Annotated in this window: 26 protein-coding genes; 11 read left to right on the top strand and 15 right to left on the bottom strand. The window is 43.6% G+C overall.

Going from position 1 to position 25,007, the window contains the following annotated elements:
* Positions 1–5: 5 nt before the first annotated feature.
* Complete coding sequence (vmeY, locus tag ACWPOD_RS01770; protein ID WP_005396140.1) at positions 6–1,133, bottom strand: multidrug efflux RND transporter periplasmic adaptor subunit VmeY; 1,128 nt, start codon at positions 1,131–1,133, stop codon at positions 6–8.
* A 416-nt stretch (positions 1,134–1,549) separates the two neighbouring features.
* Between vmeY and ACWPOD_RS01765 the strand changes: the two genes are divergently transcribed.
* The gene (locus tag ACWPOD_RS01765; protein WP_005373515.1) at positions 1,550–2,014 is read left to right on the top strand and encodes a dCMP deaminase family protein; all 465 of its coding nucleotides are present in this window, start codon (positions 1,550–1,552) and stop codon (positions 2,012–2,014) included.
* Between the two features lie 87 nt (positions 2,015–2,101).
* Here ACWPOD_RS01765 and pepT read toward each other — a convergent pair whose 3' ends face one another.
* Both pepT and ACWPOD_RS01755 read right to left on the bottom strand, forming a co-directional pair.
* Complete coding sequence (gene pepT / locus ACWPOD_RS01760; RefSeq protein WP_047008127.1) at positions 2,102–3,331, bottom strand: peptidase T; 1,230 nt, start codon at positions 3,329–3,331, stop codon at positions 2,102–2,104.
* A gap of 170 nt (positions 3,332–3,501) precedes the next feature.
* Positions 3,502–4,365, bottom strand: a complete 864-nt coding sequence (locus ACWPOD_RS01755; RefSeq protein ID WP_031780521.1) for a DUF6279 family lipoprotein — start codon at positions 4,363–4,365, stop codon at positions 3,502–3,504.
* 261 nt (positions 4,366–4,626) lie between these two features.
* On the opposite strand from ACWPOD_RS01755, the gene ACWPOD_RS01750 reads away from it, so the two are divergent.
* A complete protein-coding gene (locus tag ACWPOD_RS01750) occupies positions 4,627–4,800 on the top strand; it encodes a hypothetical protein (protein WP_005373524.1) in 174 nt (57 codons plus the stop codon).
* Positions 4,801–4,889: 89 nt separating this feature from the next.
* Here ACWPOD_RS01750 and ACWPOD_RS01745 read toward each other — a convergent pair whose 3' ends face one another.
* Together ACWPOD_RS01745 and narQ are read right to left on the bottom strand one after the other, a co-directional pair.
* On the bottom strand, positions 4,890–5,522 hold the full coding sequence (locus ACWPOD_RS01745; protein WP_005398453.1) for a response regulator: 633 nt from the start codon (positions 5,520–5,522) through the stop codon (positions 4,890–4,892).
* On the bottom strand, positions 5,509–7,245 hold the full coding sequence (narQ, locus tag ACWPOD_RS01740) for a nitrate/nitrite two-component system sensor histidine kinase NarQ (RefSeq protein WP_167427338.1): 1,737 nt from the start codon (positions 7,243–7,245) through the stop codon (positions 5,509–5,511). The genes ACWPOD_RS01745 and narQ overlap by 14 nt, the downstream gene beginning before the upstream one ends.
* Positions 7,246–7,492: 247 nt before the next feature.
* On the opposite strand from narQ, the gene napF reads away from it, so the two are divergent.
* The 6 genes from napF to ACWPOD_RS01710 all read left to right on the top strand — a co-directional run bounded on the left by napF (position 7,493) and on the right by ACWPOD_RS01710 (position 12,101).
* Positions 7,493–7,978: a ferredoxin-type protein NapF gene (gene napF, locus ACWPOD_RS01735; RefSeq protein WP_167427337.1), complete on the top strand. Its 486-nt coding sequence runs from the start codon at positions 7,493–7,495 to the stop codon at positions 7,976–7,978.
* Positions 7,979–8,019: 41 nt separating this feature from the next.
* Positions 8,020–8,328, top strand: a complete 309-nt coding sequence (locus ACWPOD_RS01730; protein WP_167427336.1) for a chaperone NapD — start codon at positions 8,020–8,022, stop codon at positions 8,326–8,328.
* A complete protein-coding gene (gene napA / locus ACWPOD_RS01725) occupies positions 8,325–10,814 on the top strand; it encodes a periplasmic nitrate reductase subunit alpha (RefSeq protein ID WP_456231474.1) in 2,490 nt (829 codons plus the stop codon). Before ACWPOD_RS01730 ends, napA begins: the two co-directional genes overlap by 4 nt.
* 78 nt (positions 10,815–10,892) lie before the next feature.
* The gene (locus ACWPOD_RS01720) at positions 10,893–11,348 is read left to right on the top strand and encodes a nitrate reductase cytochrome c-type subunit (RefSeq protein WP_031780699.1); all 456 of its coding nucleotides are present in this window, start codon (positions 10,893–10,895) and stop codon (positions 11,346–11,348) included.
* A gap of 28 nt (positions 11,349–11,376) precedes the next feature.
* Positions 11,377–11,955 carry a NapC/NirT family cytochrome c gene (locus tag ACWPOD_RS01715; RefSeq protein WP_456231473.1) on the top strand — a complete coding sequence of 193 codons (579 nt, stop codon included), beginning with the start codon at positions 11,377–11,379 and terminating at the stop codon, positions 11,953–11,955.
* Positions 11,956–11,966: 11 nt separating this feature from the next.
* Complete coding sequence (locus ACWPOD_RS01710) at positions 11,967–12,101, top strand: TIGR02808 family protein (RefSeq protein WP_005373546.1); 135 nt, start codon at positions 11,967–11,969, stop codon at positions 12,099–12,101.
* A gap of 203 nt (positions 12,102–12,304) precedes the next feature.
* Here the strand turns inward: ACWPOD_RS01710 and phaC are convergent, their stop codons facing one another.
* The 4 genes from phaC to ACWPOD_RS01690 form a co-directional block, all read right to left on the bottom strand.
* Complete coding sequence (gene phaC / locus ACWPOD_RS01705; RefSeq protein WP_005398277.1) at positions 12,305–14,080, bottom strand: class I poly(R)-hydroxyalkanoic acid synthase; 1,776 nt, start codon at positions 14,078–14,080, stop codon at positions 12,305–12,307.
* Positions 14,081–14,160: 80 nt separating this feature from the next.
* Complete coding sequence (locus tag ACWPOD_RS01700; protein ID WP_005398278.1) at positions 14,161–14,508, bottom strand: phasin family protein; 348 nt, start codon at positions 14,506–14,508, stop codon at positions 14,161–14,163.
* 44 nt (positions 14,509–14,552) lie between these two features.
* Complete coding sequence (locus tag ACWPOD_RS01695; protein ID WP_237284959.1) at positions 14,553–15,761, bottom strand: acetyl-CoA C-acetyltransferase; 1,209 nt, start codon at positions 15,759–15,761, stop codon at positions 14,553–14,555.
* Between the two features lie 12 nt (positions 15,762–15,773).
* A complete protein-coding gene (locus ACWPOD_RS01690; RefSeq protein ID WP_005398281.1) occupies positions 15,774–16,514 on the bottom strand; it encodes an SDR family oxidoreductase in 741 nt (246 codons plus the stop codon).
* A gap of 1,015 nt (positions 16,515–17,529) precedes the next feature.
* Here ACWPOD_RS01690 and ACWPOD_RS01685 point away from each other — a divergent pair.
* The gene (locus tag ACWPOD_RS01685) at positions 17,530–18,150 is read left to right on the top strand and encodes a LysE family translocator (protein WP_456231472.1); all 621 of its coding nucleotides are present in this window, start codon (positions 17,530–17,532) and stop codon (positions 18,148–18,150) included.
* A 16-nt stretch (positions 18,151–18,166) separates the two neighbouring features.
* On the top strand, positions 18,167–18,433 hold the full coding sequence (locus ACWPOD_RS01680) for a hypothetical protein (protein ID WP_012842361.1): 267 nt from the start codon (positions 18,167–18,169) through the stop codon (positions 18,431–18,433).
* Positions 18,434–18,495: 62 nt separating this feature from the next.
* On the opposite strand, the gene secF is transcribed toward ACWPOD_RS01680, so the two are convergent.
* The 4 genes from secF to ACWPOD_RS01660 all read right to left on the bottom strand — a co-directional run bounded on the left by secF (position 18,496) and on the right by ACWPOD_RS01660 (position 22,677).
* Positions 18,496–19,398: a protein translocase subunit SecF gene (secF, locus tag ACWPOD_RS01675; RefSeq protein WP_005397711.1), complete on the bottom strand. Its 903-nt coding sequence runs from the start codon at positions 19,396–19,398 to the stop codon at positions 18,496–18,498.
* A 2-nt stretch (positions 19,399–19,400) separates the two neighbouring features.
* Positions 19,401–21,239: a protein translocase subunit SecD gene (secD, locus tag ACWPOD_RS01670; protein WP_257898009.1), complete on the bottom strand. Its 1,839-nt coding sequence runs from the start codon at positions 21,237–21,239 to the stop codon at positions 19,401–19,403.
* A gap of 164 nt (positions 21,240–21,403) precedes the next feature.
* Entirely contained in the window at positions 21,404–21,883 is a 480-nt protein-coding gene (locus ACWPOD_RS01665; RefSeq protein WP_145472767.1) for a hypothetical protein, read from the bottom strand.
* A gap of 125 nt (positions 21,884–22,008) precedes the next feature.
* The gene (locus tag ACWPOD_RS01660) at positions 22,009–22,677 is read right to left on the bottom strand and encodes an SH3 domain-containing protein (RefSeq protein ID WP_237310829.1); all 669 of its coding nucleotides are present in this window, start codon (positions 22,675–22,677) and stop codon (positions 22,009–22,011) included.
* Between the two features lie 103 nt (positions 22,678–22,780).
* Between ACWPOD_RS01660 and ACWPOD_RS01655 the strand changes: the two genes are divergently transcribed.
* Positions 22,781–23,329, top strand: a complete 549-nt coding sequence (locus tag ACWPOD_RS01655) for an ATPase (RefSeq protein ID WP_237310828.1) — start codon at positions 22,781–22,783, stop codon at positions 23,327–23,329.
* A 526-nt stretch (positions 23,330–23,855) separates the two neighbouring features.
* On the opposite strand, the gene ACWPOD_RS01650 is transcribed toward ACWPOD_RS01655, so the two are convergent.
* On the bottom strand, positions 23,856–24,479 hold the full coding sequence (locus ACWPOD_RS01650) for a class I SAM-dependent methyltransferase (protein WP_053807919.1): 624 nt from the start codon (positions 24,477–24,479) through the stop codon (positions 23,856–23,858).
* A 5-nt stretch (positions 24,480–24,484) separates the two neighbouring features.
* Positions 24,485–24,940, bottom strand: coding sequence for an Lrp/AsnC family transcriptional regulator (locus ACWPOD_RS01645; protein ID WP_031780652.1), 456 nt, complete (start codon positions 24,938–24,940; stop codon positions 24,485–24,487).
* Positions 24,941–25,007: the final 67 nt, after the last annotated feature.

Raw genomic sequence — 25,007 nt, 5'->3', positions numbered from 1 at the left:
GCCCCCTACTGCTTATCTTCAGCAGGTGTTTGAATGCGCACTTCTACACCATTACGCACACGCTGTAGGCCCTGTGTAATAACCGTATCTTCCTGTTCGAGGCCTTCTCGAATGATAATGCCTTGTTCAACCTGAGGTCCAAGCTCGACGTTACGACGCTCAGCCACACTTCCCTCAGCCATCACCATCACAAAGTCACCTTCTAAGTCAGTCTGTACGGCACGTCGTGGGATAACAATAACGTCTTTTGTGTTCTTATCTCTCAAGTTCACTTTGATGTGCTGACCCGGAAGTAACTTCTGCTCTGGGTTTGGCACTAGCGCACGCATTGCAATCGTACCAGTTTTGGTATCAATACGATTACCTAAGAAATCGAGCTTACCGAGATGCTCAAAAAACTGACCATTTTCCAGCTCAAGCTGAACTTCAACTCTGTTTGATTCTGCTGAGCCGTCGCCTTTGACTTGATCCATCCCCATGGCTAAACGCTCGCGCTCACTCACACTAAATGAAGTATGCACTGGGTCTAAGCTCACCAATGTCGTCAGCACGCCAGATGAAGGGGAAACAAGATCACCGGTACTCACTTTGGTATCGCTAATACGACCGCTGAACGGAGCTCGGATTTGAGTATAAGAAAGGTTAACTTCAGCAAGCTTAAGCTGAGCGTTTGCTGCTTCTAGCTCGGCTTTCGCACCAAGAAGTGCCGCAGTTAAGGCGTCAAACTCAGATTGAGAGATACTACCACGAGGCAACAAGTTTTTACCTCGGGTGTGGTCTAGTTCCGCTTTTTTTAGCGCGGCTTTTGCTTGTGCAAGTGCCGCTTTAGCGCTCGCGACTTGTGCTTCAAAAGAAGATGGCTCGATAGAATAAAGAAGCTGTCCTTTTTCTACCATTTGCCCCTCTTCAAAGTGACGAGCTTTTAAATAGCCAGAAATCTGCGCGGTAATATTGGTATCTTCTACTGCTTCAATGCGACCGATATAAGACTTGCTCGGTTGGTAGTCGATAACCGTGACATCCTGAGTCACTACGAGAGGCGCCTGGCCTTCCCTTTGGGCATTATTAGCTTCCCCGCATCCAGCGAGGATTGCTGTAGCCGCCATTAGTGCGACAAGTGGTTTCTTTTGCATGTATTTACCGTCTTTATAGAACAGGATATTGTTGAATTCCCATCAACCTTACTCCTTGCTGCAACTGAAAACTTCACTCAAAAGCCCCCAAAATGTTTCTAAATGTAAACATGAGAAACAAAAAGAAAATAAAGTAATTTAGTTAACAGTGATATTTAATGAGCAATATACAAACAGCTCAATCATAACTATTTGATATACACTCTCAGGCATCGTGCATTTAGGGCGCTAGGAAACGCGAATTAAGATATCGTATAAAGACGGAAAGTGAGATTCGGTGCTCAAGATAAGAACGTTTTATGGTTAAAAAGACAAAAAATGACGCCTTCATACTCAAGACCTCGATTTTGACTATTTTTTTAATATAAATGGGTTATCATTCAATTAATTCAACGCCTTCGACAGAGAGGATGACTATGATTTCTAAATGGGCAAAACGCTTTTACCAGATGGCAGAACTAGTGGCGTCTTGGAGTAAGGACCCATCAACACAAGTCGGTGCAGTTATCACTAAACAGAATCGCATTGTATCTGTTGGATTTAATGGCTACCCGCACGGTGTTTCTGACAGTGTCGATACCGATGAACGCGAGTTGAAATATCTAAAAACACTGCATGCAGAAGAGAACGCAATTTTGTTCTCAAAACGTGATTTAGACGGATGTGATATTTGGGTGACGCATTTTCCATGCCCTAACTGCGCGGCAAAGATCATTCAAACAGGGATCTCACACGTTCACTGCCCTGAGCAATCTGAAGACTTTCTATCTCGCTGGGGAGATAAAATCCAAGTCAGCCAAGACATGTTCGACCAAGCGGGTGTGAAAGTCGACTGGCTACCACTAGAAGACATAGAAATTGAAGACAAAGACGTACGTTAATGTTTCGTTTTTGAATTTAAAAATAGCCCAGATGACTCTGGGCTATTTTTCCCCATTCAATCGACAAGAACCGCTCGACCTGATCTGTTAACCGTGTTTTTTAGCGGTGAGTTCAGCAATTTTGACGATGACAAGCACTGACTTCTCCATCATTTCAACCGAAATAAACTCATGAATCCCATGGAAGTTAAAACCACCAGTGAAGATATTCGGGCACGGCAACCCCATAAAAGATAAACGAGCGCCATCTGTACCACCACGAATAGGTTTTATAATTGGCTCCACATCACACGCTTCCATCGCTTGCTTTGCTAGCTCAATGATATGCGGGTAAGGCTCAACCATTTCTCTCATATTGTAATAGCTGTCTGTTATTTTCAGTTCTACAGAACCATGGCGTAAGCCCGCGTTCATATCATCAACGAGTTTCTGCATAAAGGCTTTACGCTCTTCAAGCCCCTGACGATCAAAGTCTCGGATAATGTAACCAAGCTCGCTTCGCGCCACGCCCATTTCTGCCGATTTTAAATGGAAGAACCCTTCGTAGCCTTCGGTTGTTTCCGGAGTTTGATCTTGGGGCATTTGAACTTGAAATTTCGCAGCCAAGTTCATCGCATTGACCATTTTGCCTTTTGCGGTACCTGGATGAACGCTAACACCATGAAAAATCACATCGGCGTTTGCCGCATTAAAGTTTTCGTATTCCAGTTCACCTTGCGGGCCACCATCAATAGTGTATGCCCATTTCGCGCCAAACTTTTCAACATCAAATAAATCTGCGCCCCGGCCAATCTCTTCATCTGGTGTAAAGCCGATACAAATGTCGCCGTGTGGAATGTCTGGATTTTCTAGTAACAGCGCGACTGCAGAGAGAATCTCAGCAATACCAGCTTTGTTATCCGCGCCAAGTAATGTAGTGCCATCGGTAGTGATAAGATTGTGGCCATGTAGATGATGTAAATCTGGATATTGCACCGGAGATAGCACTTCATCCCCCAACCCTAGCGCAATATCGCCACCTTGATAATCTTCAATAAATTGCGGTTTTACGTTTTTTCCTGAGGCGTCAGGCGCGGTATCCATATGGGCAATAAAGCCGATAGGCGGCACCTCATAATCAACGTTAGCTGGCAGTCTAGCCATCAAGTAGCCATTTTTATCTAATGTCACATCACTTAAGCCAAGTTCGATCATCTCTTTCTTAAGCAACTCAGCAAACACAAGCTGACCAGGCGAGCTTGGGCAAAGCGTAACATGTGGATTTGATTGGGTATCGAACGTGACGTAGCGAAGAAATCTTTCAACTAAATGTTTCATATTTATTCTCATTGTTTTTATACGATGAGGCTTTATCAACCATCAGTAAGCTGACCTTACCTCATCAAACCTCAAGCTATGTTACGCTCTTAGCTCAATAAGAATTTGCTTTGAATCATTTTTTCATAAGAAAGGCTAATGCACATCCCCTCGTCAATTGAAGCATGAATCTAATCTAATAATTCCTCAGCTAGTACTCGCCACTCTTTTACCTTACCGCGAAAATGACGCCATTGTTTATCGGTCATAGATTGAGAAATATCTAATGTCAGTTGATCGACCAGCACAAAGTTAGAATCAATATTTTTAGAAAGCTGCTCACTGTAATAGCTCTCTGGCTCGAACAACAGGCGCATAAATATATCCTGATAAGTGACAGCATTGGACTTGTTGTCGAACAGATATTCAAGCTCTTGATATATCGTTGCTCGATAACCTCTCCATAAAGGACTGTTAAGAGTGACTTGCTGAGAAAACGTTTGAGCTAATTGGCGCTGACTTTCTGATAGGCTTCCCAACCACTCTTCCATCCATTCTTCTGTGTTATCTAGAATAATTTCACGTATTTCATCTTCCGTTTTATCCGCATATTTTGCGTTTCGCTCTTGATAATGCTCTTGTACATTACTCAGAAATTCCCGTTCTTGATCTTTCGTTAACTGTAAACTCAAAGCAAAAAGGTCTGGTGCCGCTTTGCTTACCACTCTATCGTAATGCGCTCGCATTCTATCTCGATTTTCCTGCAAATAATTTAGGGTGATATCGCTCGCTTTTAATCTCTCAAGCTCTTTTAAATGATCGATATATAACGGTAACTCTTCTTTCTTATGCCATTCTGCTAACAATAATAAGCGTTCTTCCACTAGGACTTCTTGTTCACCTTGCAGAGAAACATAATCCTCTATGTAATCGATAACGAACCAATCGATATTGCTGTATAGAAACTTCTTCGTACATCCGGCAAGAAGAAATACGAAACAAAATAGAAGGCCATAGCGAAGCACCTTATTAGATACACCCTGTAATTTAGTCACTTATTCGTATTCCCTTTTCTATTGATTAAGTTCTATACTCAACTTGTATCACTTAATATTGCGGCAAACTTACACCAGTGTGACAAATATTGATTGCCACCTTAATAATATATAGAGTTTGAAATTAACTTTTTGATCACAGCTATCCGCAAAAAAGTGAGTTAGAGCGCAATTATCGGCTAAAAAATGCACCGAACGACGCTCCCTATAACGGCATATAATTTGCATGGATGTTTTTTGGATGGTTTATGGAGGCGAAGTATGGCAGCCGCTGAGCAACTTGATACCAGTGTAGAATATGAGATTCGATATTTTGAACAGGGGAAAATGCACTGCATGAGAGTCATTGCTGAAAGCAAAAAAGTGGCTTATCAGTACTATTTGGAGTGCGGTAAGCACAACAGTGACTTGTACTCTATTCGCCCAGACAAATAAAAAAACCGCCTTAAAGGCGGTTTTTTTACCATCAAAATCACACTAAATAATTGATTGTATTAGTAATTTTGGATTAACCTTCAACTGTATTATTTGATATCGCCAAAGCGCTCAAGATAAAGAACCGTTGCCGCAGTACGAGAAGGAACTTGAAGCTTTTTAAGTAAACTCTTCATATGCACTTTAACCGTGGATTCAGAAATAAAAAGACGGTCGGCAATCTGCTTGTTGCGGAAACCTCTTGCCACCTCTCTTAAGATCTGCGTTTCGCGATCCGTCAGCGTATCAAAAACGTCCTCTTGTCCTGAACGCTCACTCAAATACTTAGAAACTTCTTGGCTGTAAGCTTTGTCGCCTTGATGTGCTTGTTTTAGCAACTCAACCAACTCATCGGGCTCAGTGTCTTTCAATAAATAGCCATCGGCACCACTTCTAACTATTGCTTCTATGTCAGCTGGGCTATCCGATACGGTTAAGATAACAATTCGAGCTTCACAACCATCAGCACGTAGCGCTTGTAAGGTATCGAGGCCTGACATGCCTTTCATATTGAGATCAAGAAGTACAAGATCCAGTTCCAGCTCATGCGCTTTCGCTACCGCATCTGCGCCATTACTTGCTTCTGCAACGACTTCAAACTCAGGCTCAAAGCTTAAAAGTTGGTGAATACCTCGTCGCATGAGTGGATGATCATCCACCAGCATTACTTTACACACTGTCACTGTTTACTTCCTTACTATGTTGGAATTCTAGTTTTACGGTACAGCCTTTGTTTATCGATGCTTCAATGTGAAGATCGGCATGCAGCCTAGCGGCTCGCTCTTGCATGATACTCATACCGTAATGATTTAATTTTTCGTCTTGATGTTCAAAGCCTATTCCATCATCGGTAACGGTTACTGTGACTTTTCCATCATTATCAAGACATTGAATGTGAATATTATCTGCTTGCGCATGCTTGATGGCATTAATTGCCGCTTCTCTTATCAACTGTAGTAAATGAACCTGCTGGTGTGCATCCAGTTCAGTTGAAGAAAGTCTATTTTTTAACGTAATGTCAGCGACGGTTTGTTCGTTGAGCGTTTCGACCATATCTTGCAATGCTTGGCCAAAACTGCCCTCTTTAATCGTAAGACGAAACGTCGTCAGTAATTCGCGTAGTTGGGTATAAGCAGCAGATAAGCCCGTATCCAACTCGGCAATGACTTGATTCGCCTGAGCTATCGCTTTTTCATCAGGCAAATTCTTTACGCTTCTCTTTAATAAAGCGACCTGAATTTTTAAATAAGAGAGTGCTTGAGCTAATGAATCATGCAGTTCCCGAGCAATGGTGGCTCGCTCTTCCATCAGTAGGATTTGTTCTGCTTGGCGTTGGGCTCGATTGTAATACACGGCACGCGATAAAATCTGCACAAAGTTGTCAATCAGTGCCTCATTCGGACAAGGTAACCCGGCCTTCCAATACAAATAGCCTAAGTGCTCACCGTCTAACGTTAGAGCCTTACTATGGCAATCTTCATCACAGTCGTGGCAGCACTCTTCCCCTTCCATCAATATCCAACTCGGTTCTCCCAATTGCTCTATTTCAAGTTTGACCGCTTTAATGCCTTCAAGACTTGCAATATGTTGCAATATGGCTTGGAAGTTATCCTGATTAATACGCGAAGCCGTTAACTCTTTCGACGAGTCATACAATACTTCTAAAGACTGATTCGCATGCTGTAATTTACGCGTTTTTTCATCAACCGCTTGTTCTAGCCCTCGGTATAACTTACCAAGGTCCGTCGCCATCCGATTAAAGGTTCGAGTCAGGATCCCCATTTCATTATCGCTGGATACATCAAGCGATATATTAAATGAGCGATTCTTAATTTGCTCGCTAGCAAAAACTAAAGCACGCAAGGGCCGTACAACTTCGAGGCGCACAAAATGGACAACAAACATACTGACACAAAGGATACCGCCTAACCCTAACCCGCCAATCCAAGCTAAGTTAATCAGCTTTTGCTCCGAAAAGCTTTGCAGCTTAAATACAAACTCATCGATCTGCTTTACAAAACCAGCCACTAGGAGTTGGTACTCCGCCGGGTTGTCTCCTCTCAACACCGACTTGAGCTCATGCCATCTCATAATAAGACGGTAGTAATCATGAGTAATGTCGTCTGGCACTGACCAATGCTGGAGTGCTTTCATGGAAGGTGAGTATATCGAATGTTCAAATGCGTCAATATGTGAAGAGTAATCAACAGATTTAATCTGAATATCATGTGCCAAACGATAACTTTGCATTCGCATTGAGCCAGCAACATTGACGGCTTCTGCATCATTCAAGCTTGACGCTAACGTAAAAATTGCAAAACCAGTCGTAGCAACTGAAAGCAGCAAAATAAGAAGCATCGCGGACGCAATCGTGCGCGTCACTGACTTTTTCACATTTTTAAACAATCTGAGTTCCTCGCCCATTAACAACCCTATTTGTACGTGCAATGAACCCATTACCTTTCAACTTTATCAATATGTGATCACCTGCGACGGAATTTATTGATCCAAAACAATATTGCATCCCATTTACCTCCTAAGAGGTATTTATACAAATATGTCAAAAACTACAATTTCGTTAGTTTAAATGACAGTTTATTAATGAAAATTGTGGACTATGCTTAGTTTGGGTTCCAAGTTTCGAGGTGACTAAGTGGTAGACCTTTCCAGAAGAAGACTCTTTGCAAGAAAAGCGCACCCCGACAACGCCGTACGTTTGCCTTGGTTAACCAAGCCAGAACAGTTTACGGACGATTGCACTCGCTGCGGTAAATGCATTGAGGCCTGCGAAACAAAGATTATAACTAAAAGTGATGGCGGATTCCCTTCGGTCGATTTTTCTATTGATGAATGCACATTTTGTTATCAGTGTGCAGACGCCTGTCCTGAGCCCCTTTTCTTGCCAAAAACAGAGCAACCTTGGCAAGCGAAAGCAATCATCAACGATAGCTGCTTAGCAAAACAAAATGTCGAATGCCGAAGCTGTGGGGATATGTGCGACCCAATGGCAATTCAGTTCAAATTAGAGCTGGGGAAAGTAGCACAACCCAATTTAGACCTTGATGAGTGTAACGGCTGCGGCGCCTGTGTTTCAGTGTGCCCGACTTCATCCATCAATGTGAGCAATATAACAGCCTAAGCCGTATGTCGTCGGCCAAAGGCAATAAATGAGAGAGCTATATGTCACTAAATGAAGTGCATATTTCAAGTTTGGTAGTACACGTACTGCCAGAACATCTGGACGACATCAAACAACAGATCGAAGCACATGAAAATGCGGAAATCTATGGTGACAGTCCAGAAGGCAAGATTATCGTCGTGCTTGAAACCGAAAACCAAGGTTTTATCACAGACACTATCGATGCCATTAACAATTTACCGAATGTCTTGAGCACGGTATTGGTTTATCACCAAATCGAAACTGGGCTTGAAGAAACGGATGAAGAAGACACTGGAACACAACATTCCCAAATCGAGGGTGAAGTATGAAAATGACAAGACGTGCGTTTGTGAAAGCAAACGCGGCTGCATCAGCTGCTGCTGTCGCAGGTGTGACACTACCAGCATCTGCAGCCAACCTGATTGCAAGCTCTGATCAAACCAAAATCACATGGGACAAAGCACCTTGTCGTTTCTGTGGTACAGGCTGTTCTGTTCTTGTTGGTACTCAAAATGGCAAAGTGGTAGCAACACAGGGTGACCCAGAAGCACCAGTAAACAAAGGCCTAAACTGTATTAAAGGCTACTTCCTTTCTAAGATCATGTACGGTCAAGACCGCCTGACTCAGCCGATGCTGAGAATGAAAGATGGCAAATTCCACAAAGACGGTGAATTTACACCTATCTCTTGGGATGACGCTTTCGACATCATGGCTGAGAAATGGAAAGCTTCCCTCGAGAAAAAAGGTCCAACAAGCGTAGGTATGTTTGGCTCAGGCCAATGGACAGTAATGGAAGGCTACGCTGCGTCAAAGCTAATGAAAGCGGGCTTCCGTTCAAACAACATTGATCCAAACGCTCGTCACTGTATGGCTTCTGCTGTAGTTGGCTTTATGCGCGCATTCGGTATCGATGAGCCGATGGGTTGTTACGATGACTTTGAGAACGCAGACGCATTCGTTCTATGGGGCTCGAACATGGCAGAGATGCACCCTGTTCTATGGACTCGTATTACTGACCGTCGCCTAAGTCACCCTCACGTTAAAGTGAACGTGCTTTCTACTTACTACCACCGTTCATTTGAGTTGGCAGATCACGGCTACATTTTTAATCCACAGTCTGACCTAGCGATTGCTAACTTCATCGCGAACTACATCATCGAAAACGATGCGGTAAACTGGGACTTCGTGAACAAGCACACTAACTTCACTCAAGCAGATACCGACATCGGTTACGGCCTACGTGACGATGATCCGCTACAAAAAGCAGCGAAGAACCCTAACTCAGGCAAGCTAACGTCTATCTCTTTCGAAAAGTACAAAAAGTCTGTTGCACCTTACACAGCTGAAAAAGCCTCTGAAATCTCTGGTGTTGAAAAAGAGAAGCTTATCGAGCTTGCGAAGCAATACGCCAATCCAAATACGAAAGTAATGTCACTTTGGACAATGGGTATGAACCAACATACTCGTGGCGTGTGGATGAATAACTTGGTTTACAACATCCACCTACTAACCGGTAAGATCTCGACTCCGGGTAACAGCCCATTCTCACTAACGGGTCAACCATCTGCGTGTGGTACCGCTCGTGAGGTTGGTACTTTCGCTCACCGTCTACCTGCAGACATGGTAGTAGCTAACCCGAAACACCGTAAGATTGCGGAAGACATCTGGAAACTGCCAGAAGGTACGATTCCACCAAAACCTGGCTTCCACGCCGTATTGCAAGACCGCATGTTGAATGACGGCGTTCTGAACTGTTATTGGGTTCAATGTAATAACAACATGCAAGCGGGTCCAAACATCAACACAGAACGTCTTCCAGGTTACCGCAACCCTGAAAACTTCATCGTTGTGTCTGACCCATACCCAACAGCGACAGCGCAAGCAGCAGACCTTATTCTTCCAACTGCAATGTGGATTGAGAAAGAAGGTGCTTACGGTAACGCAGAGCGTCGTACTCAAGCTTGGTACCAACAAGTGGGCACGGTCGGTCAGGCAAAATCTGACCTATGGCAGCTAATGGAGTTCTCGAAACGCTTCAAAATGGAAGAAGTGTGGCCTGAAGAGCTACTAGCGAAAGCGCCTCAGTACCGTGGTAAAACCATGTACGACGTACTATACCGCAATGGTAATGTCGACAAGTTCCCTATCGAAGAAGCACGCGAACTGAATGACGATGCCCACCACTTCGGTTTCTATGTTCAAAAAGGTCTGTTTGAGGAATACGCAACATTTGGCCGTGGTCACGGGCATGATTTAGCACCATACGACCGTTACCATGAAGTGCGTGGTCTACGTTGGCCAGTTGTTGATGGTAAGGAAACACAATGGCGCTTTAAAGAAGGTTCTGACCCATACGCAAAAGAAGGTTCTGGTTGGGATTTCTACGGCAATGCTGACGGCAAAGCGAAGATTATCTCTGCACCATATGAAGCGCCACCAGAAGTGCCAAACGATGAGTTTGATATGTGGCTATGTACTGGTCGTGTTCTTGAACATTGGCACACAGGCACCATGACTCGTCGTGTACCTGAGCTATACAAAGCAGTACCAGACGCAGTGTGTTACATGCACCCTGAAGACGCAAAAGCGCGTAACGTTCGTCGTGGTGAAGAAGTACTCATGGCAAACAAACGCGGCGAAGTACGCGTTCGTGTTGAAACTCGCGGTCGTAACCGTCCGCCAAAAGGTTTGGTATTCGTACCGTTCTTTGATGCACGTATTTTGATTAATAAGCTCATCCTAGATGCGACTGACCCACTGTCTAAACAGACAGACTTTAAGAAGTGTCCAGTCAAAATCACTAAGATTGCTTAACCTTCAGATACCGAATGCTACGGCCGTCACTATGGCGGCCTAATAAAGAATTTAAGCCATAAAGGCGGAGATGAAATGATGAAAAAATTACTTGTCGCACTTTTATCTGTAGGTGCTTTAGTGACAGGCATTGCGCAAGCTGAGTTAGATAATCCAGGTGGCATTGGTGGTCTAGAGTCTCTACGTGGAATGTCTCAATTGGAAGACACACGCCCAGCAGATGAGTTCAAAGACTTCCCTAAAGACCAGATTGTTGAAGATAGCTTTGTTTATCAACCACCGTTGATCCCACACAGCATCCGTCACTACGAAGTGTCGTTAAATGCTAATAAGTGTCTTGCGTGCCACAGCTGGAAAAATGCAAAAGAGTCAGGCGCGACTAAAATTAGCGTAACGCACTATGTAAACCGAGAAGATGCTGTATTGGCGGATATGTCTCCTCGTCGTTACTTCTGTTTGCAATGCCACGTGCCACAAACTAATGCTAAGCCACTAGTTGAAAACAAGTTCGAGGCAGTTGATTCGCTTCAGTAATTGAAACGCGAGTACGAAGAGGTTATTTATGAAAATACTTAAAGCGTTTTGGAAAAGACTGAAGAACCCAAGTAAAGCTGCCGCTGGTTTGGTTTTGTTCTTAGGTTTTGCTGGCGGTCTTTTGTTTTGGGGCGCATTCAACACAGGTATGGAGGCAACCAACACAGAAGAGTTCTGTTCTGGCTGTCACGCACCAATCGTTGCTGAAATTCAAGAAACAATTCACTACTCTAACCGTTCTGGTGTTCGTGCCATCTGCTCAGACTGTCACGTTCCTCATGAATGGACAGATAAGATCGTTCGTAAAGTACAAGCATCCAAAGAGCTATTCGCTCACTATGTTCTGCGTACTATCGATACACCAGAGAAGTTCCAAGAGCGTCGAGGACACCTTGCTGAGCGAGAGTGGGCACGAATGAAAAAGAATGACTCTCTTGAGTGTCGTAACTGTCACGAGTTTGATTATATGGATTACTCTCAACAAGGCTCACGAGCAGCGGAACAGCACTCTACTGCGCTAGCTTCTGGAGAGAAAACCTGCGTTGATTGTCACAAAGGCATCGCGCACAAACTACCGGACATGAGCGGCGTTGAAGGCTGGCACTAAGGAGACTTCCCATGAGTACTTTAGAATCTGTAATTTGGCATATCCTTGGCTATAGCGCCATGCCTGTGATTATTCTTTCCGGCTTTGTGGCAGTAGCAGCAATCTCTCTCTGGCTGCTGTCATTTGGTAAGGATAAAGAGGTGTAACGTAACGCACCTCTACCCGTCAACTTGCCTATTTGTTGACACTAAGCGCTGAGTATCTACTCGGCGCTTTTTTATTCACCGTCACTTTCGGCCCAAAATGTCCTCAACCGATACATATACTCAATCGGTATAATAAGGTAGTCAGTAACGACCAAAAAAAGCGACCATAAAGGTCGCTAAAATTTACTGCTATAGGGAGTTGTTTAAGATTCTTTTACTGGCAGAACCTGCTTGACGTATTGCCCTGGAGCTTCATCGATTGCTGGGTGGTCTTCCGAGCCAATAGGGAATGGTTCGACTTGCTCTTTAGGATTGAATTGAAGTAGCCATTCATTCCAATGTGTCCACCACGACCCCTCTTTGTGCTCGGCATTATTCAACCACTCGTCAGCCGAATCATCCAAAGTATCGTTCAACCAATAACCATACTTATTTTTCGCTGGAGGGTTCACAATACCCGCAATATGACCCGACTCACCGAGAACAAACGTTTTGTTGCCACCAGTGTTCAGGGCACCACGATAAGTTCCCTGCCATAACGCAATATGGTCTTCTTTCGTTGATACAAAATAGCTAGGAATTTTGATCTTATTTAGGTCAATCCATACCCCACCAATTTTGACGCCTTTGTCTTGCACCAGCTTGTTCTCTAAATAGAGCTCACGAAGCAAGAAGTTATGGGAGGCAGCACTCACGTTGGTGCTGTCACTGTTCCAGTACAACAAGTCAAAATCGACTGGGCTGTTACCCTTTAAGTAGTTGTCTACATAGTAGTTCCAGTACAAGCTATTTTCGCGCAGTAAGCTGAATGTGACGCTTAATGAACGACCGTCCATATACCCTTTTGCGTTGTTTTGCGCCTCAATTGCACTCACAATGGTGTCATTGATGTACGCGCCAACTTCGCCTGGCTGAGAAAAGTCGAGCAATGTGGTGAAGAAAGTCGCAGATTTAATACGCTTCTTCATACGTTTTGCCGCATAGTACGCAACCGTGCTCGCCAGAACCGTACCACCGATACAGTAACCAGCCGCGTTGATTTGCTCTTGGCCCGTTATATCTTCAATTGCGGCGACGGCTTTGACGACGCCTTCTGTCACATAGTCACCAAACTCTACATGCGCTTGTGCCTTGCCTGGGTTGCGCCAAGACATCATAAATACGCTATGTCCCTGCTCTAGCAACCATCGAACCATTGAGTTCTTCGCTGTTAAGTCAAGGATGTAGTATTTATTAATGAAAGGCGGAACGATGAGCAGTGGCGTCGCATTCACTTTCTCTGTTAGAGGTCGATATTGAATCAACTCAAACAATTCGTTTTGAAAAACCACATCGCCCGGAGTGGTCGCAACGTCATCACCCACGCGGAACGCATTGTTGTTCGTCATACGAATTTTCAAAATGTCCGCACTGGACTCAACGTCTTCTTTTAACTGCTCTAAGCCAGCCAGAAGGTTTTGACCGTTTTGCTCAAGTGTCAGTTTCAAGAGTTCTGGATTCGTCGCGATGAAATTCGAAGGGGAAAGTGCATTGATGGCTTGACGAGAAAAGAAAAGTATTCGCTCTTTAGATTTTTCATCCAAACCTTCGAGTGACTCAATTGTATCTAAATAAGTCTTACTGAATAACAGGTAGGATTGCTTAATGAAGCTATACATCACCTCATTTTGCCACGCTTCATTAGAAAAACGCTTGTCCCCTTTTTCTGCTTCGATGACCTGTTTTTGATTACCCGCCAACGCGACATTCTGCCAAATTTGTAGCTGCTGTTCCCACCATTCTGCTTGCAGTTTTAAGATCGCAGCAGGTTGATTTACAGCTTGTTCGAAGAGTTTGGCAGTGTCTTCCAAGTTCACTTCTTGCATGGCCTTATTTAAAGGAGAGTTCACGACTGCCTTGTTCACTTCGAAATCATGCCACCACTGTTGATTGGTTTGTTGAAGCTGTACAAGATAGTCCGAAAAGAAGTGCTGAAACATAGTCTTACTCCTATATTCGGAAAAAACAACGCCGCCCAAATTAGGGTCTAGAGACCCTAAGGCGGCGAGAATCGGACAAATTACGCTGGAGTAACAGTCTTTAGATTTTCCGAAGTCATTTTCTCAACGTCTTCTTTGAACTCTTTTGCAATAGCTTGAAGCTTGTTGCTGTCGTCCATCATTTGTTGAGAAAGCTTAGTAAGAACGCTTAGTTGCTGGCTGTTGAAAGCAGTCAATGACGTTACGTCTTTGATTTCTGATGCCGCTTTCATTTGGTTCAGACCCACTTCGCTGTAAGTACGAATTGCGTTCAGTTGAAGCTCAGTCAACACTTCTACGTTTTTTGTCACTAGCTTGTTGAACTTCAAGTAAGGTTCTAGATTTTTTTCAGTTTGATCGCTAAAGGTTTTGAAGAAATCTGTGTACATGGTTTATCTCCTAGAGAAAGAATTAAAAATGTCCGTTTAAATAATTACTTAACTGCTTTTATAACCACAGCCGTCCCCATGCCGCCGCCCACACAAAGTGATGCGACACCATATTGACCATTTTGCTTATGAAGCTCGTGAACAAGCGTCACTAAGATTCGGTTGCCCGATGCACCAAGTGGGTGACCTAGCGCGATAGCACCACCATTAAAGTTCGCTTTATCTTGAATCGCGTTAACGGGAACTTGGTTGGTTTCCGCCAACTGATGAATCACGCCAAGTGCTTGCGCAGCAAATGCTTCGTTTAACTCGTAAACGTCAATGTCGTTTACCGTTAATTCCGCTTTTGCTAATGCTTTATTGACTGACTCCACTGGACCTAGACCCATAATTTTCGGATCAAGCCCCGATTGCGCATAGCTTACGATCTCAGCAATAGGCGTGAGTCCATGTGCTTTAACTGCGCTCTCAGACGCGACGATAATTGCACTCGCACCATCGTTAATACCTGATGCATTCCCCGCAGTCACAGTGCCTTCACGGTCAAAAGCAGGGCGCAGCTTGCTTAACGCTTCCATAGTCGCATTAGCCTTTGGGTATTCGTCGGTATCGAATAGCACCGTTTCACGGCGTTGCTTTACTTCTACAGGCACAATTTCGTCTTTGAATTTGCCCGCTTCGATTGCCGCCACCGCTTTCTGTTGGCTAGACAGCGCATACTCGTCTTGCTGTTGACGGGTTAGGCCGATTTCTTTTGCAACGTTTTCTGCCGTCACACCCATGTGATATTGGTTATAAACGTCGGTTAAACCGTCTGCTACGAGCAGGTCTTTCAGCTCTAGGTTGCCCATTTTGTTGCCATCACGAATACTACTTGGCGCGGCAAACGGAATCTGAGACATGACCTCAACACCTGCTGCAACAACAATCTCTGTATCGCCACTACGGATATGTGAAACCGCATCCATGACGGTTTTCATGCCACTGCCGCACACCATGTTTACGCCATACGCAGGAACCGCGTCCGGAATCCCAGCGAACAATGCCGCCTGACGACCGACTCCCATGCCTTGACCTGCGCCGACAACGTTGCCAACAATGACTTCGTCAATCTTGTCGCCATTCAACTTCGCCGCTTCCAATGCGCCCTTAATCGCTACTGCTGCCAAATTGCCAGCAGAGGTATTTTTAAGACTGCCACCAAAGGCGCCAATTGGAGTGCGCTTCGCCGCTACGATAAACACTTTTTCCATCATCTTCTCTCCTTAGTGCATGTATAGGCCGCCATTCACCGACAAAGTCTCACCGGTGATATAGGCCCCTGCATCGCTGACCAAGAAGCTCACTGATGCTGCAATTTCTTCTGGTGTAGCAAGGCGTTTCATTGGGATTTGATTCGTGATGGATTCCAATACTTCTGGCTTCATTTGCTCAACCATTGGTGTACCAGTGTAACCTGGCGCAATAACATTTACTGTCACACCCGAGCGAGCACCTTCATACGCCAAGGCTTTAGAGAAACCTATCATCCCAGCTTTCGCCGCCGAGTAGTTTGCTTGACCAAACTGCCCTTTTAGGCCATTGACTGAAGAGATGTTAATGACACGACCACCGCCTTTTTCGCACATCGCAGCGAATAGAGGTTGCGTAACGTTGAATAGACTATTGAGGTTGGTATTAATGACGTCATTCCAAGCTTGCGCAGTCATCTTTTTAAACACGCCATCACGTGTGATACCTGCGTTGTTGATAACGACATCAATGGTCCCTTCTTCCTCAAGCAATTGCGCTAACTTTGCTGCACACTCTGCAGTGTTTGTTACGTCCAACTCAAAAAGGCGAACCTGATCTTTGGTAAACCCTTTACTGTTGAACCACTCCAACGCACATTCATAGTTGCCTGTGAAATACGTAGCGATTACACGGTAACCATCATTCACTAATTGAGAGGAAATAGCAGAACCAATTCCGCCTTTTGATCCGGTGATCAAAGCGACTTTCTTCATCGAAGACTCCATTCTTAACGGCATTTAAAAAAGCAAACTAAATACACTGATGAAATAAATCACCAACTGACGTGTTTATTTATTCTTTTGGCTATCAATCCTGTGATGCCTTTTATTTTAAGTTAAACCAGAAATATTACATTTCAAATAAAAAACTAATCCATTTGCATAAGATTGATTTAGATCTCATTAAACATGAAATGTTATAAAATGGTTAACTATTTATAAGTCATTGTTTTAAATAAAATAAAGTTAAACACAAGCTTATCAGAACATAAATTTAATCATTATTTATCAATAATTTACATACCGAGCAGTGGACGTTACATCATCTCATGATTTCAGATACTACTCTCATGCTCAGAGTTGTTCTCTATAAATACGATTAGAATAATAATTCAAATATCAATATAAGCAATTGTCAGTAATATCATTTAATTACTAACTTAAATGGTATTACTGATAGTATAACCTTAATTTTATATTTATAGTTTTACTTATGAAAACTGGTATATTTAGAATGTAAAAAATAGAAGAAAACGTCTCATTTTGGTGCAGTTCGCACTATTATGACGCAGCAATTAAAAAATAATTTCAGTTTTATTTTAAATATCCAAATAACATCAATTAATTAGCATTTAACGTATCGAATCACTTTTTATCTATTGAAGTACCGGTACGGTGCAATATTCGATAGTGCCATCTCCTAAAGCAATCATCTAGATTCTTTAACCCAGTAAATTGATGTTATACCCAAATGACGTCAAGATGCAGAAATCGTGTCAGTGACATGCTCCGCAGGGCGAGTTTCCTTATCCCACAGCCTTTGTTAACGATTTTTGATTTAGAACCACTAGATCTTCAAATCGTTGCCGTGCCTGTGAGCCAAGTCATTCTCGCTGAACCTAGCACCTTGAGGTTATTTGGGGATATTTGGGGATATTTGGGGATAGTATCCTTTATTAATTTGCACTATCTTTGTGGCTTCTATCAAATCACTTAGTTATCAACAAACATGAATCTTGCATTGCTCAGTATGTTCATCCCTACCTTCTTTTTTGTCTCAATTACACCAGGAATGTGCATGACGCTCGCCTTAACGCTAGGAATGAGTATCGGTTATCGCCGCACATTATTGATGATGATTGGTGAACTCGTCGGTGTCGCGCTGGTTTCAGTCTCGGCAGTACTAGGGATCGCCGCGATCATGCTCAACTATCCTTGGATGTTTATCGCACTAAAGTTTATTGGTGGCGGCTACTTACTCTATCTTGGTGTAGAAATGTGGCGATCTCGAGGTAAGTTAGCAATAAATGTCGATAATTTAGAAAAACCCAAAAGTGGCAATGTCGCGCTCATCATGCAAGGCTTCGTTACCGCTATCGCAAACCCAAAAGGCTGGGCATTTATGATTTCTCTACTGCCGCCTTTTATCGATCAAAATGCGGCTCTTGCTCCACAGCTGATCGTGCTTGTCTCCATCATTCTTCTTTTTGAGTTCATTTGTATGTCTCTGTATGCCACGGGTGGTAAAGGACTGAAACGCGTGTTGGGTCAATCAAAGAATGTGCGCCTGATGAACCGTATCGCGGGCACTTTAATGATGGGGGTTGGTGTTTGGCTATTACTGAGCTAAAGCAACGCTGGAAATGATGAAAAATATCCTAAGAAAAATTACGCGAAACATAAGTGAAGTATTAGATTTTCAGGCCCGGGTTTGGGTCGTAAACGTTTATGCTGGAGAACACAAAGGCGAATCTTACGTTGTAAACGAAGACAGCTTTTCCGAGCCATTGCAATGGATGAAAAAGAAAGGTTATCACACATCCATGCTGCGCCTGGTTGAATCGATGAAGCGCTCTCAAATCATTGAGTTCGACTTAGGTCACGTCAAACACCGCCTGATGCGTGTGAAATAGCACAAAGTAAAACGCCACTCAAACAGAGTGGCGCAAGCACTTTTTACCTTCAGCACCTCGCATTACGGCGCGGTATCAATCTCGACAGGTAAGTAGTGCTTCGGTTCTAGTTTGAACAGTTCAGGTAATACGGTACCAATGGAAATGGAAGACCATGTACCTGATAGCACACCAATAAACATCGCGGTTGAGAAACCCGCTAGCGGTGCTCCCCCCATAATCCATAGTGCACCAACAGTAATCAGTGTTGTGCCTGATGTCACCATCGTTCTAGAGAACGTCGCGATGACAGCCTGATCATTGATGTCTTCCATTTTCCAACTTTGTTTCGCGATCAGTAGCTCACGAATTCGATCTGAAATGATGATCGAATCATTCAATGAGTAGCCTAAAATTGCCAATACGGCAGCAAAAACCGTTAAGTTGAATTCCATTTGGGTAACGGCAAAGAAGCCGAGGACGACAATTACGTCATGAGCCAGAGCAAATACAGAGCCACTCGCTAAGCGCCATTCAAAACGGAAACACAAGTAACCAAGGATGCTCAGCACACAAATCAATAGTGCTAAACCGCCTTGATCAAACAAATCCTGACCAACTTGAGCACCAACAATACTGTTGCTGACGACATCAACTTGATGTGAAACTGGCTTTAATACCTCTTCCACACTCGGCAGAGTTTGTCCTTCTTCTGGGGCGGAGTAGCGAATAAGCCAACGACCATCTTCACCTGTGCGGGTGACAGAGGTTGATTCACCAAGTTTTGGTTGCAGTGCATCAAGCAGATCGTGGTTGGTTAACGACTTATCGACTTTCACTTCTGTCACCATACCACCAGTGAAATCCAAGCCAAGATTCAACCCTTTAAAGCCCAGAGCACCAAGTGCGATCACCGTCAAAACGATAGAAACTAGCGTAGTAAAGTGGCGAATTTTACGAATATTTTGTTTTAGCATTTCGACCATGATTAAACCCTCACATCACGACGGGCATCTCGGCCCCAAATTAAATTGATCATTGCTCGAGAGGCAAATACGCCTGTAAACATACTGGTTAACAAACCTAATCCGAGTGTTAAGGCAAAGCCTTGAATTGGACCGTTACCGATGGCGTATAAAATCACGGCGGTGATCATGGTAGTAATGTTGGCATCAAGGATGGTCGAGAACGCGCTATCAAAGCCCAGATCAATCGCTTGAGCGAAACTGCGGCCTTCACGCATTTTGTCCTTAATACGTTCGAAGATAATAACGTTGGTGTCCACTGCCATACCAACGGTTAACACCAAACCTGCAATACCTGGAAGCGTTAGCACCGCACCTGGTAACAAGGCAATTAGGCCAAGCAAACAAAGCATGTTGGCACAAAGCGCCACATTCGCCACCCAACCTAAGCGGCGGTACCAAAGTGCCATAAAGGTCAGTGTTAACCCCATACCTAAAGCAAGTGCCGCAAAACCATTTTCAATGTTTTCAGCTCCCAAAGAAGCACCAATAGTGCGCTCTTCTACGATAGTAACCGGGGCTGTTAGCGACCCCGCACGAAGTAATAGCGCTAACTGCTGCGCTTCGTCCATGCTGCCAGCGCCGGTAATACGGAACTGGCTACCAAGTTGAGATTGAATAGTCGCAACGCTGATAACGCGCTCGCTGCGCTCTGTTACGCCACGATCGTTTGTCTTGTATTCGCGATAAACCGTCGCCATTGGTTTGCCAATATGCGTTGCAGAGAAATCACTCATCTTTTTACCGCCCGCGTGGTCAAGCGAGATGTTAACTTCTGACATACCCATATTGTCGACGCCTGCACGAGCGTTAACAATGTGCTCACCCGTTAGGACTGGTCGTTTCTCCAGAATAACCGTTCGGCCATCGTTATCTTTCAGCACAAGATCTTGGCCGCTTCGCGCTTGGCTTGCATCTTTCACTTCGTAGAATGCCAAACTCGCAGTGGCACCAATAACGTTTTTCGCTTGTGCTGGGTCTTGTACACCTGGGAGCTCAATACGAATGCTGTCTTTACCCTGACGCTGAACTAATGCTTCCGTAATGCCTAGCTCTTCAATACGACCACGCATAATCTTCAAGTTTTGTTGCAATGTCGTTGATTGGAACTCTTGAATATTCTGCTCACTTGGCTCAAGAACAAAACCGCGAGACGAGCTTTTCACCACCCAACCTGGATAGTTTTGACGCAAGAATTTGTTTACTTCAGCTAGGGCGGTATCACTCTCACTGTTTACCGCAATGCGGTTACCACTTTCTGCGCGAATTTGTACACCACGCACGCGCTGATCTCGCAGGCTTGCTTTGATCTCATCGATCAAAGCATTACGTTGCTCCTCAAATGCTTTATTTACGTCAACATTCAAGAGGAACTGTACCCCACCGCGAAGGTCAAGACCGAGTTTGATTGGGCTAAACCCCATCTCATTCAGCCACTCTGGAGCAACAGACACATATGAGAAGGTAATGCTGTCTTCTTTATTTAGCTCATTGTTTAGTAACGCACGAGCTTTGCTTTGCGCATTTTCATCATCGAATACAATGGTTGTTTTACCATCTTTTTCGATGATTTTGTCTGCTGAGATGTGATTGGTTTTCAGTAGTTGATTCAACTGAACAACCGACATTTCACTGCTGTTTTGGTTTGAAAACGTTAGCTGGATCGATGGTTGCTCACCGAACCAAGTCGGAATCGCGCTTAACGTTAAGATAATGACCGTCGTGATTAATACGACATATTTCCAAGCTGAATAGTGATTCATCAGCTTTCTGTTCTTTTGCTGCTTTGCTGTTTTTTTCATGTAAACATCATCCCTTCACTACGAAGTGAAGCTTTTAATAACAAGGCTTAACACACGACAGATGCCCCCAGAAAAAATTCAGGGTATGAAATGCTCAGGACGGTTACGCCCTGTTGAATACAATCGTCGTGTTAAGAGTGCACAATGGTGCAAATAGATGGTGTTTAGGCAGAAAACTGACTATTGAGTGCGACGTACATTGCGTTGGTCTCTTTCCAACCAGAAATGCGATGCTCGCTTGTGAAATGATAAAAAGTGTACTGGTTTTGACGCCAATTGATATCCATCAGGCTGTAGGCATAACCTGCGTCAGCATAGAAAGGCGTGTTTAGGTCACCAACAACGTCAACATGCTCATCATCGAGGCCTTCACGTAAGTGAGAAACCCAACGTTGAGTGTTAAATAGGGCTAGCGTATCGAGTCTTGCGTGACTTTCAGAAATCGGAGACTGCGTCGTTTCTTCTGAGACCTCAGAAAAATCGATTGAGGTATTTGCAAAAGCAATACTCGCAACAAATGGTTGCAGCTTAGAAAAGTAAGGTAAATGAGCTTTCTGATCGATTTGCGCAGCAAAAACATGCGCTGGTAGCAACACCATCGCAAGCAGCATAAAAAGCAATTTTTTCAAGCAAATCTGAGACATAATAACTCACTAAAAACAAAACGAGTCGAGTTTTTTCACTCGACTCGATGATAGTATTCCTATTAATTATGGTTCACAACTAAAAAGTTATAAATCTCTAGAGGCTTTAAACTAAAGGCGCTCTGTTAGCGGTAAAAGATATCGCCTTTATCGACATCTAAATAGATTTTGTTTTCTTGCTCCAAACCACCACAATAAATGAAGTACACATTGCGCTTGTCATAAGTAACCGAACGAACCCAGCCACCGAGCTCTTCAAAATCACTCGGATCACAGGTTTCATCGTCTAACAATTGCTGGGTTTTCTTGCGGAAGATGTCCAAGTGGACTTTTAAATCATCCGACTTCTGCAAATATCCATCCAGTATTTCCAAACGCTCTTGTTCTTTAATAACTGGCTCTGCATCAGATAATCCTTCGGCATTCAACCACTCAGCTTTTTCTTCACCGCCCTCTTCATAAACAAGGTAACCAGAGATTCGATACCAACCATCCACTTTTTCTAACACCGATACTTTTTCTCCCTTATAGAGCGTATCGACAACCAAAGCATTAGCATTTGGCTTATTGTAAACATTGATTCGACGCTCAATGACATAGTATTCAGTCACTTCAGGAGGGGAGGTTTCTAAATCCAGAATCGGTTTGGATGTTTCTTCTTCCACTGGCGCTTGCTCCACTTGCGCAGCTTTTGGCGCTTCAGGTTCATCTTTTTGCATAAAGAAGAAATAGTATCCAGCACCCGCCCCACCGAGCAACAGTATGACAATCAATGCGATGAGAATTTTCTTCATGTACTTTTCCTTTTCATTCTTTGTTCTTATCTCACCGGCAACACGCATGTCGCGGAAATTTGGGTATATACTCAAAAGGGTCGGTCAACTAACGCGAGCAATAATGATCAACAAACTCAATTGGATACTGTTGCTTCTTCTGTTCCCCATTATGGGGCACGCCAATATTCAATGTAACCCATCGTCGTGGAATGACAATCTTACCCAATTCAATCGTTTAGAGTCCAATTACAATAAGCATGTTGAGGTATTCAATGCACTTTTAGCCGAACATAAGCAGCGTCAGTTATTGTCCCAAACCTTTTCCCTACATGAACTCGTATTACTTTGGCGCGCCCGCTCGAACCAAAATGCGTTCAAAGCTCAATTAAAAGCCTCCATTCAATATAAAGAAGAACTCACGACTAAAGCTAATGAGTTGATTAAATTGAGCACACAATCTCAATGGTCAGCAAATGGATGGAAGAAACTTGCCCAAAAGTGCCGTGAGTCAAACGAAACTGCCAATCAAATCACTGCGGAGTGGTATAACACCAACGCTTTGCAACTTACCGAGGATTACAAACGCCTTTCTTCACAGTACCAAGCACTAGCGCAACTCTATGATAAAGAAGCGAGATCGCTTCAATACGCTCAAGATGTTTCGAGGTAAAAATCGAGCCCGTTTTGAAAAGACGATGTCGGGTTTTCACTCCAATATTGGACGTTATTCGTGCTTTAATTCCCTCTTTTAGTGATCCCAACATTATATGTAAAAAATGGGACTGTTCCCTTTTACAAACTTGACTAAACCATGACCAAGAGAGGCAACTTATAGAGACATACGTCACAATAATACTTTACTTATGGCCAATTTTTGGTTAATTTACCCATTAATAAAATTTAATAAAAAGTCACATTTGGCTGGAGATGATGCTACAACCATGGTTATCAATCGATTAAGTAACAGGGACTGTCCTAATGCTACCAAAGCCAAGTTTTTGTCAGTAGTTAGGCACGTAAAAGAGTTTGGTTCAATTAGCGATTTGGACCTTTGTAAAATCTTCGGAGAAACAATTTGGAGTGATGGGAGGGAATACCATTCAGCTGCGTTCTCATTCAAGGTTGATAGATACACAGGTAACTGTGAAATCTCACAATACAAGCACCAATAAGGCTTAAGAATTTATAAGGCGGAGTCAGGAAACTGATTCCGCTTTTTTGATCATCGCAATCGTAAAGTCGTGATCGGAATAACCCTCAATCAATTGTGCGTCTGGACATAGCCATCGGCAATAGCGTAACACCCCAACTTTATTATGCGATGCGAGCATTCTCATGCTCGGCAGCTTTTCTTCATCCAATAAGTTAAACACGCACCCTTTCTCTGCGGTCCGGTACATTTTCTCAATCATCTCAATGGTATGATTTGGATTCGCGGATTGATAATTCAATGATCCAGAAGCAAAGACATAATCACTACGGGGCAATACCAACGTTGAAAAGTCACCGCATACGAACTCACTTTGAGTACGAAAGTCCCGCTTTCTGGCCTCAGAGATAAACTGTTTTTGCTGATCAATGCCAATATAACTTTGGGGGCGCAGATTATTGAACTCAATAAACGCTAATAAGTCTCCGTAGCCGCACCCAATATCTAAAAGACTTGAACCGTCTAACGTTAACCCACGGCACAAGGCTTCAAATCGACTGATTTGGCTGTACTTATCTCTCCATCCCAGCGTTCGCGCTCTGTCTGTACCGAACTGTCGGTATCGCTTTCGGTGATAGTGAGCAATCTTAAGTCTATCGAGAAATTTCATCTTTCTTATGCATAAATCGGCAAGCTTCCATTTCCTTTCACTTGTCTAATCGCCAAGTGCGTATGGATATCTTTTACGTTTTCTAATCGTTGTAGCTTTCTAGTGAATGTTTCATAGCCAGCGAGATCTTTGCTGACCACTTCTAACAAATAATCATAAGCCCCTGATACAACATGGCACGAGATCACCTCGTCCATTTCAACAACAGCATGTTCAAATTCATCAATCGAAGAAGCTTGGTGGTTGTTCAAACTGACTTCAACAAATACGGTCATCGCAATACCCACCGTGTCTCTGGACACAATGGCTCGATAACCGCTAATTACGCCCTCCTGCTCTAAACGCTTAATGCGTCTTGCACAAGGTGATGCCGATAATCCTACTTTGTCAGCGAGCTCTGCCGTAGTCAGGGTTGCATCCTTCTGCATCAAGTTGATCAGTTGCCTGTCAATTTTGTCCATTTTTCCTTCCATGCCAATAATCACTAACAATTGACACTTATACGCGCTTTATCACCAACATCAAGCT

It is taken from the genome of Vibrio sp. JZG120 (assembly GCF_053890955.1).
Note: the sequence above shows the minus strand (reverse complement) of the source record. Positions and strands in the feature narration are given on the sequence as shown.